We start from the raw sequence: 2,043 nt of genomic DNA, 5'->3' as shown, positions 1-2,043 counted from the left end.
TTTGAGCAGCGCACCTGCCGGGGCCTGCGCGCGGGTACCGCGTCCCCATGACACCGCCAGCGCGAACGCCGGCTGCGCGAGCACACCGCACAGCGCCGCCACCACGCCGCCGAACGCCGTGGCCAGGCTCAACACCAGACCCGTCGCCAGTGCGGCGGCAATCGCACGGGTGCGCGTGTGATCAGTCATCGCGACCGTCGATGCGGGCGATTTTTACCGGCGCCAGCGGTTGCGGCGGCAGCTGCAGATGGAATCCGCGCTCGACCAGATTCGCGCGCACGAGCGCGGCGTCGGCCTGGGCCAGGCGACGCTCGGGAGTCAGGGCCACCTCCATCACAAAGGTGTACGGTGCAAGCGTGGCACCCAGTGTGGCCGGGATCACATCGAAATCATCACGCTTGGCAAGATAGACGTAGGTGTCCTGCTTGCGTTGGCTTTTATAGACGTAGCTTGCATGCCCATGGGGCGTTGCCCTGGGATTGAGTGGCCATGATTGTGGAGGAAATGCCGCAGCGGCGAAAGGCGCGCCCTGTGCGCGTGCCACGGTTTCAGCCGTGCGCACTGCGGTTGTTCATCAAAATCCCACGCTGCGCCGGAAGGTGACAGCGTCACCTTCCATTTCCGCCCACAGCCCCGCTATATACTCGCGCCATCGACCGCTCCTGGAATACCGCGTGACCGCAGCATCGCCGCCCCGCATGACGCCTGTCTCCATTCGCGCCTTTACCGCCACCACTGCACTGGGTGCCGGACTGGCCGCGCAGCGGCACGCTCTGCGCGATCGGCGCAGTGGTTTGCGCCGCAACGACTTCGGCCCCGATCCGCTGGAATGCTGGATCGGCCGCGTCGACGGACTGGAAAGCGCCGCGGTTCCCGAGGCGCTTTCCGCCTACGATTGCCGCAACAACCGCCTGGCCTGGCTGGCGCTGCAGCAGGACGGTCTGCCGCAGCAACTGGCCGCGGCCATTGCCCGCCATGGCGCGCACCGCATCGCAATCGTGATCGGCACCTCGACCTCAAGCATTGGCGCCACCGAAGAGGCCTACACGCGGCTCGAGCCCGATGCCGAGGGCGTCCCTCAGTTTCCGGCCGATCTGCAACGGGCGCGTATCCATTCACCCCATTCGCTCGGCGAGTTCGTGCAGCAGGCCACCGGCCTGCGGGGCCCCTGCGTCACCGTGGCCACGGCCTGCTCTTCCAGCGCCAAGGTGTTTGCCCAGGCCGCCCGCTGGATTTCCGCCGGCATTGTCGATGCCGCGCTGGTGGGTGGCGTGGATACGTTGTGCGGCAGCGTGCTGTTCGGCTTCAACGCACTGCAGCTGGTCTCGCCCACCCCGTGCCAACCCTTCGATGCACGCCGCAGCGGCCTGTCGCTGGGCGAGGCCGGTGGCTTTGCACTGCTGGAACGTCTCGATCCCAATGACGGCGCTGCGCTGCGCCTGTGCGGCTATGGCGAGTCCAGCGACGCCCACCATATGTCCGCGCCACATCCGCAAGGGCTGGGCGCGCGGCTGGCCATGGCCGATGCCCTGCACCGCGCCGGTATCGACGCCAGCGAGGTGGGCTACCTCAACCTGCATGGCACCTCGACCCCGGCCAATGACAGTATCGAAGCACGCGCGGTGGATGCGCTGTTTCCGCCGACACTGCATGCCGGTTCAACCAAGGGCTGGACCGGACATACGCTGGGCGCGGCAGGCATTGTGGAATCGGCCATCGCACTGCTGGCCCTGTCGGACGGCCTGCTGCCGGGCACCCTCAACAGCGAGGTCCGCGATGACGCCTGCGGTGAGCAGATCCATTTTGAAAATGCACAGCGATCCATCCGTTACGCGATGAACAATTCATTCGGTTTTGGCGGCAACAACTGCTCGCTCGTGTTCGGCAGGGCGGACTGATGGCGATGCTTGAAGCAACCCTGGAAGGTGTGGGTTTCTGGTGCACCGGCCTGCCCTCGTGGCAAGCGGCGTGTGATCACGTGCGCACAGGGGCGATCCCGGAAGGCGCACCCGCGCGGCCGTCGGCGCAGCTGCTGGCCGCCAA

The 2,043-nt window shown here is 66.9% G+C and carries 2 protein-coding genes and 1 pseudogene; 1 reads left to right on the top strand and 2 read right to left on the bottom strand.

Annotation, left to right across the window (positions count from 1 at the left end; translation table 11 throughout):
* Together JCM9942_RS14635 and JCM9942_RS14630 are read right to left on the bottom strand one after the other, a co-directional pair.
* On the bottom strand, positions 1 to 189 hold a 189-nt coding region (locus JCM9942_RS14635; RefSeq protein ID WP_054660558.1), incomplete at its 3' end, for a hypothetical protein.
* Positions 182 to 451: pseudogene (locus JCM9942_RS14630) on the bottom strand (YcgL domain-containing protein); the annotation flags it as partial. The gene JCM9942_RS14635 and the pseudogene JCM9942_RS14630, both read right to left, overlap by 8 nt.
* Before the next feature lie 247 nt (positions 452 to 698).
* On the opposite strand from JCM9942_RS14630, the gene JCM9942_RS14625 reads away from it, so the two are divergent.
* Positions 699 to 1,898: a beta-ketoacyl-[acyl-carrier-protein] synthase family protein gene (locus JCM9942_RS14625; protein WP_054660556.1), complete on the top strand. Its 1,200-nt coding sequence runs from the start codon at positions 699 to 701 to the stop codon at positions 1,896 to 1,898.
* Positions 1,899 to 2,043 lie beyond the last annotated feature (145 nt).

The sequence above is a fragment of the Stenotrophomonas pictorum JCM 9942 genome, from assembly GCF_001310775.1.
Taxonomy (GTDB): domain Bacteria; phylum Pseudomonadota; class Gammaproteobacteria; order Xanthomonadales; family Xanthomonadaceae; genus Stenotrophomonas; species Stenotrophomonas pictorum.
Note: the sequence above shows the minus strand (reverse complement) of the source record. Positions and strands in the feature narration are given on the sequence as shown.

Bases quoted from the DNA above. Each gene is read 5' to 3' on its own strand.
- JCM9942_RS14625 (WP_054660556.1), top strand. From the start codon at position 699: ATGACGCCTGTCTCCATTCGCGCCTTTACCGCCACCACTGCACTGGGT.